This is a genomic window from Ramlibacter alkalitolerans (genome assembly GCF_016722765.1).
GTDB lineage: Bacteria > Pseudomonadota > Gammaproteobacteria > Burkholderiales > Burkholderiaceae_C > Ramlibacter > Ramlibacter alkalitolerans.
In genome coordinates, this window is the sequence record NZ_JAEQND010000024.1 from 20,939 (window position 1) to 27,145 (window position 6,207).

Genomic DNA, 6,207 nt, shown 5'->3' on the forward strand with positions numbered 1-6,207 from the left:
TCCGCGCCACCGCACCGGGCGCAGGAGACCCGCGCGAATGAGTTCCAAGGAGAATGCCGCCATGGGCCAGCTGCTCGCGCTGCTGGAGGCGCGCTATGCCATGCGCGTGCTGTGGGCCCTGCGCGACGGCCATCCGCAGACCTTCCGCCTGCTGCAGGACAGCGTGGGCGGCATCACGCCCAACACGCTCAACACCCGCATCAAGGAACTGCGCGAGGCCGGCCTCATGCTGCACAACGGCGACGGGTACAGTGTCACCCCCGGCGGCGCGGACCTGCTCAAGCGCCTGGGCGACCTGCAACCCTTCGCCGCCCGCTGGGCCGCCGCCCAGGCCAAGAAGAAACTGCCAAGCTGATGCAAGACTTCCTCAAGGCGACGCTGCCCGCCGATGCGCAGCAAGCCACCCTCGTCGGCCGGGTGTGGATCGAAGGCCAGGGGCCGGTGCTGGTGCGCGCCGACGACCAGGCCATCTACGACCTGTCGAAGCTGGCGCCCACCTGCAGCGCCCTGCTGGAACTCGCCGATCCCGCCGCCGCCGTGCGCGCGCACCACGCGCCGCGCATCGCGGCGCTGCACGACGTGATCGCCAACAGCTGCGCCGACAAGCGCGTCGACGAGGCGCCCTGGCTGCTCGCGCCCTGCGACCTGCAGGCGGTCAAGGCCTCGGGCGTGACCTTCGTGGCCTCGATGCTCGAACGCGTGATCGAGGAGCAGGCGCGCGGCAACCCGGCGCTGGCCGAATCGGTGCGCAAGGAGGTGGTGGCAGTGATAGGCGACGACCTGTCGAAGGTGCGCCCCGGCTCGCCCGACGCCATGCGCCTGAAGGAGGTGCTGGTCGCGCGCAGGATCTGGTCGCAGTACCTCGAAGTGGGCATCGGCCCGGACGCCGAGATCTTCACCAAGTCGCAGCCCATGAGCGCGGTGGGCACCGGCGCGGAGATCGGCATCCACCCGAAGAGCGAGTGGAACAACCCCGAGCCGGAGATCGTGCTGGTCGTCAACAGCCGCGGCGAGACGGTCGGCGCGACGCTCGGCAACGACGTCAACCTGCGCGACTTCGAGGGCCGCAGCGCCCTGCTCCTGGGCAAGGCCAAGGACAACAATGCGAGCTGCGCTATCGGGCCCTTCATCCGCCTGTTCGACGCGCAATTCGGCATCGACGAGGTGCGGCAGGCCGAGCTCTCGATGAAGGTGGTCGGGCCCGAGGGCTTCCAGCTCTCCGGGTCCAGCAACATCTCGATGATCAGCCGCGATCCGCTCGAGCTGGTCGAGCACGCGATCGGCCCCAACCACCAGTATCCGGACGGGCTGGTGCTCTTCCTGGGCACCATGTTCGCGCCCACGCAGGACAGGCACGGCCCCGGCCTCGGCTTCACGCACGTGGTGGGCGACGTCGTGGCCATCGCCACGCCCACGCTCGGTACACTCGTGAACCGCGTCAACACCAGCGACCGCATCGAGCCCTGGCGCTATGGCGCCGTCGCGCTGATGCGCGACCTCGCGCGCCGCGGCCTCCTCTGAACTCCACGAAAGAAAAACATGATCACCACCCCCAGCGGCCTGCAGTACGAAGACGAACTCGTTGGCAGCGGCCCCGAGGCGAAACCCGGCCAGGACGTGCGCGTGCACTACACCGGCTGGCTGTACAACAACGGCGTGCAGGGCGCCAAGTTCGATTCGAGCCGGGACCGCAACGACCCGTTCGGGTTCTCGCTCGGCGCCGGCATGGTGATCAAGGGCTGGGACGAAGGCGTCGCCGGCATGAAGGTGGGCGGCAAGCGCACCCTGCTGATTCCGCCGGACCTGGGCTATGGCGCCCGCGGCGCCGGCGGCGTGATCCCGCCGAATGCGACGCTGAAGTTCGACGTGGAGTTGCTGGAGACGCGCTGAACGGCGCCAGGGCGGCGGTTTTCGTAGGCTGGTGGTGAGCCGCGGAGCGCGCGAACCCCAGCTTCGCTGCGGCTGATCGCTGGGGTTCGCAAGGCTCACCGCCAGCCTACCAGACCGGGCTCCCCGGCAAATGCCGGCGCGGGATCAAAGCCCAGCAGCTTTTTGCCCCGGTCTTCTTGAAAACCCCCTCCCCGCCCCAAGCTCCCACCCGTCCAGTCAGAGAACACCAAGACTTTTTCCTGCCATGTCCGACCAGAACGTCCAGTCCGAAGGCGTCAAGCCTGCCGACACGGCCCCTGAAGCCGCGGCCAACGATGCCGCCAGCGCGCAGGGCGCGCCCGCCCAGCCTTCCGCCGAAGATGCCGAGTGGCAGGAGCAGGTGGCGAAGCTGAGTGCCAAGAACGCCGAGCTCGCCGACCAGTTCCTGCGCGCGCAGGCCGAGATGCAGAACGTGCGCCGCCGCGCCGAGGACGAAGTGTCCAAGGCCCGCAAGTTCGCCGTCGAGGGCTTCGCCGAAAGCCTGCTGCCGGTGTGCGACAGCCTCGAAGCCGGCCTCGCCCACAAGGACGCCACGTCCGAGCAGATCCGCGAGGGCGCCGAGGCGACCCTGCGCCAGCTCAAGGCGGCGCTGGAGCGCAACAAGGTGATCGAGATCAACCCGGCGGCCGGCGCGAAGTTCGATCCGCATCAGCACCAGGCGATCTCCGTGGTGCCCGCCGACCAGGAGCCCAACACCGTGGTCACGGTGCTGCAGAAGGGCTATTCCATTGCCGACCGCGTGCTGCGCCCCGCGCTTGTGACCGTTGCCGCGGCGAAGTGAAGCACGGCCTTGAATCCGTAACAGTTATCCACAACTACCCCACAGACTGATTCACGCGCCCTCGAGGCCGAACAGATCAAGGAGAAAGAGCAATGGGAAAAATCATCGGCATTGACCTGGGCACGACCAACTCGTGCGTTGCCATCATGGAAGGCAACAACGTCAAGGTCATCGAGAACTCCGAAGGTGGCCGCACCACGCCTTCCATCGTGGCCTACCAGGAGGACGGCGAGATCCTCGTCGGCGCTTCCGGCAAGCGCCAGGCCGTGACCAATCCGAGGCACACCTTCTATGCGGTCAAGCGCCTGATCGGGCGCAAGTTCACCGAGAAGGAAGTGCAGAAGGACATCGACCTGATGCCCTACAAGATCGTGGCCGCCGACAACGGCGACGCCTGGATCGAGGAGCGCGGCAAGAAGTTGGCGCCGCCGCAGATCTCGGCCGAGGTGCTGCGCAAGATGAAGAAGACCGCCGAGGACTATCTCGGCGAGGAAGTGACCGAGGCCGTGATCACGGTGCCGGCCTACTTCAACGACTCGCAGCGCCAGGCCACCAAGGACGCCGGCCGGATCGCCGGCCTGGACGTCAAGCGCATCATCAACGAGCCGACGGCCGCGGCCCTGGCCTTCGGCCTCGACAAGCACGGCAAGGGCGACCGCAAGATCGCCGTGTACGACCTCGGCGGCGGCACCTTCGACATCTCGATCATCGAGATCGCCGACGTCGAGGGCGAGAAGCAGTTCGAGGTGCTGTCCACCAACGGCGACACCTTCCTCGGCGGCGAGGACTTCGACCAGCGCATCATCGACTACATCGTCACCGAGTTCCGCAAGGAACAGGGCGTCGACCTGAAGAACGACGTGCTGGCCCTGCAGCGCCTGAAGGAAGCGGCCGAGAAGGCGAAGATCGAGCTGTCCAACAGCACGCAGACCGACGTGAACCTGCCGTACATCACGGCCGATGCGAGCGGTCCCAAGCACCTGAACATCAAGCTCACGCGCGCCAAGCTCGAAGCGCTGGTGGAGGAACTGGTCGCGCGCACGATCGAGCCCTGCCGCGTCGCCATCAAGGATGCCGGCGTGTCCGTCAACGACATCCAGGACGTGATCCTGGTGGGCGGCATGACGCGCATGCCCAAGGTGCAGGAGAAGGTCAAGGAGTTCTTCGGCAAGGAGCCGCGCAAGGACGTCAACCCCGACGAGGCCGTCGCCGTCGGCGCCGCCATCCAGGGCCAGGTGCTCTCGGGCGAGCGCAAGGACGTGCTGCTGCTGGACGTCACCCCGCTGTCGCTGGGCATCGAGACCCTGGGCGGCGTGATGACGAAGATGATCAAGAAGAACACGACGATCCCGACCAAGTTCGCGCAGACCTTCTCGACCGCCGACGACAACCAGCCTGCGGTGACGATCAAGTGCTACCAGGGCGAGCGTGACCTGGCCGCGGGCAACAAGCTGCTGGGTGAATTCAACCTGGAAGGCATCCCGCCGGCGCCGCGCGGCCTGCCGCAGATCGAGGTGACCTTCGACATCGACGCCAACGGCATCCTGCACGTGTCCGCCAAGGACAAGGGCACGGGCAAGGAGAACAAGATCACCATCAAGGCGAACTCGGGCCTCACGGAAGCCGAGATCGAGAAGATGGTGAAGGACGCCGAGCAGAACGCGGCCGAGGACAAGATCAAGCTCGAACTGGTGAACGCCCGCAACCAGGGCGAGGCGCTGGCGCACAGCGTGCGCAAGAGCCTGACCGACTTCGGCGACAAGGTCGACGCCGGCGAGAAGACGAAGATCGAAGCGGCGATCAAGGAACTCGAAGAGACGCTGAAGTCGGAAGACAAGGCGGCCATCGAGGCCAAGACCAACGCGCTGATGCAGGTGAGCCACAAGCTCGCGGAGCAGATGTACGCGGCGCAAGGCGGTGCCGGCGCGGCAGCTGGCGGTGCCGCGGGTGCCGGCCCGGAGGCGCCCGCCGGCGCCGGAGCGTCCCGCCCCGCGAACGACGACAACGTCGTCGACGCGGAAGTGAAGGAAGTGAAGAAGGGCTGATCACGGCCTGACCGGACCGCCGCGTTCGACGGGCCCTTCCGTCAACGCGGCGTTTTCGCTCCAGCAGTTTGAAAAGAAATGGCCACGAAACGCGATTACTACGAAGTCCTCGGCGTTCCCAAGAACGCCTCGGACGAAGAGATCAAGAAGGCTTATCGCAAGCTGGCGATGAAGTACCACCCTGACCGCAACCAGGGGGACAGCGCCAAGGACGCGGAAGCGCGCTTCAAGGAGGCCAAGGAAGCCTACGAGATGCTGTCGGAGGCGGAGAAACGCGCGGCCTACGACCAGTTCGGCCACGCCGGCGTGGACCCGAACATGCGCGGCGGCATGGGCGGCGGGCCGGAAGGCTTCGGCGGCTTCGCGGAAGCCTTCGGCGACATCTTCGGCGACATCTTCGGCCAGGCGGCGGCCGCGCGCGGCGGCCGCGGCGGGCGCCAGGTCTATCGCGGCGCGGACCTCTCGTACGCGATGGAGGTCACGCTGGAAGAGGCCGCCAAGGGCAAGGACGCGCAGATCCGCATCCCGTCCTGGGACGAGTGCGAGACCTGCCACGGCAGCGGCGCCAAGCCCGGCACCCAGGCCAAGACCTGCACGACCTGCCAGGGCCAGGGCGTGGTGCAGATGCGCCAGGGCTTCTTCAGCGTGCAGCAGACCTGCCCGCACTGCCGCGGCACCGGCAAGATCATTCCCGAGCCGTGCATGACCTGCCACGGCGCCGGCAAGGTCAAGCGGCAGAAGACGCTGGAAGTGAAGATCCCCGCCGGCATCGACGACGGCATGCGCATCCGCAGCGCCGGCAACGGCGAGCCGGGCACCAACGGCGGCCCCCCGGGCGACCTGTTCATCGAGATCCGGCTGAAGAAGCACCCGATCTTCGAGCGCGAAGGCGACGACCTGCACTGCGTGGTGCCGGTAAGCATCGCCCGCGCCGCGCTCGGTGGCGAGATCGACGTGCCGACGCTCGATGGCAAGGCGGCGATCGACATCCCCGAAGGCACCCAGGCCGGCAAGCAGTTCCGCCTGCGCGGCAAGGGGATCAAGGGCGTGCGCTCGAACTATCCAGGTGACCTCTACTGCCACGTGGCGGTGGAAGTCCCGGTGAAGCTGAGCGAGCACCAGCGCAAGCTGCTCAAGGAGCTCGACGAGTCGCTGAAGAAGGGCGGCGCCAAGCACTCGCCCACCGAGGAATCGTGGGCGGACAAGCTGAAGGGGTTCTTCAACGCGTGATATGCGGGAGCGGGCGAGCGCGCGAACCGAAACACGTCATCCCCCGCGCAGGCGGGGGACCCAGGAGGGCGGCCAATGGCCGCCCTTTCTTCATCGGGAGCCCTGGATCCCGGCGGTCTCAACCGGTCAATGCAACATGATTCATGTTGTGAAAGGCCGGAATGACATCGAGAAAAGATCGAGGGCTGGAGCCCGAGCAGAACGCCGAGATGTGGCGTCGCT

At 67.1% G+C, this 6,207-nt stretch carries 6 protein-coding genes; all 6 read left to right on the forward strand.

From position 1 onward, the window contains the following. Positions 1-37 precede the first annotated feature (37 nt). Entirely contained in the window at positions 38-355 is a 318-nt protein-coding gene (locus JI746_RS27285; RefSeq protein WP_201693472.1) for a winged helix-turn-helix transcriptional regulator, read from the forward strand. Next, positions 355-1,521, forward strand: a complete 1,167-nt coding sequence (locus JI746_RS27290; protein WP_201693473.1) for a fumarylacetoacetate hydrolase family protein — start codon at positions 355-357, stop codon at positions 1,519-1,521. The genes JI746_RS27285 and JI746_RS27290 overlap by 1 nt, the downstream gene beginning before the upstream one ends. Positions 1,522-1,539: 18 nt before the next feature. Further along, positions 1,540-1,890: an FKBP-type peptidyl-prolyl cis-trans isomerase gene (locus tag JI746_RS27295; protein WP_201693474.1), complete on the forward strand. Its 351-nt coding sequence runs from the start codon at positions 1,540-1,542 to the stop codon at positions 1,888-1,890. A gap of 244 nt (positions 1,891-2,134) precedes the next feature. Continuing rightward, positions 2,135-2,710: a nucleotide exchange factor GrpE gene (grpE, locus tag JI746_RS27300; protein ID WP_201693475.1), complete on the forward strand. Its 576-nt coding sequence runs from the start codon at positions 2,135-2,137 to the stop codon at positions 2,708-2,710. 92 nt (positions 2,711-2,802) lie between these two features. After that, positions 2,803-4,755, forward strand: coding sequence for a molecular chaperone DnaK (gene dnaK / locus JI746_RS27305; protein ID WP_201693476.1), 1,953 nt, complete (start codon positions 2,803-2,805; stop codon positions 4,753-4,755). 78 nt (positions 4,756-4,833) lie between these two features. Next, the gene (dnaJ, locus tag JI746_RS27310; protein ID WP_201693477.1) at positions 4,834-5,985 is read left to right on the forward strand and encodes a molecular chaperone DnaJ; all 1,152 of its coding nucleotides are present in this window, start codon (positions 4,834-4,836) and stop codon (positions 5,983-5,985) included. The last annotated feature ends 222 nt before the right edge of the window (positions 5,986-6,207 follow it).

Excerpts from the sequence above, each read along its gene's own strand:
- JI746_RS27295 (WP_201693474.1), top strand. The coding sequence starts at position 1,540 with ATGATCACCACCCCCAGCGGCCTGCAGTACGAAGACGAACTCGTTGGC.
- dnaK (WP_201693476.1), top strand. The coding sequence starts at position 2,803 with ATGGGAAAAATCATCGGCATTGACCTGGGCACGACCAACTCGTGCGTT.
- grpE (WP_201693475.1), top strand. The coding sequence starts at position 2,135 with ATGTCCGACCAGAACGTCCAGTCCGAAGGCGTCAAGCCTGCCGACACG.
- JI746_RS27285 (WP_201693472.1), top strand. The coding sequence starts at position 38 with ATGAGTTCCAAGGAGAATGCCGCCATGGGCCAGCTGCTCGCGCTGCTG.
- dnaJ (WP_201693477.1), top strand. The coding sequence starts at position 4,834 with ATGGCCACGAAACGCGATTACTACGAAGTCCTCGGCGTTCCCAAGAAC.
- JI746_RS27290 (WP_201693473.1), top strand. The coding sequence starts at position 355 with ATGCAAGACTTCCTCAAGGCGACGCTGCCCGCCGATGCGCAGCAAGCC.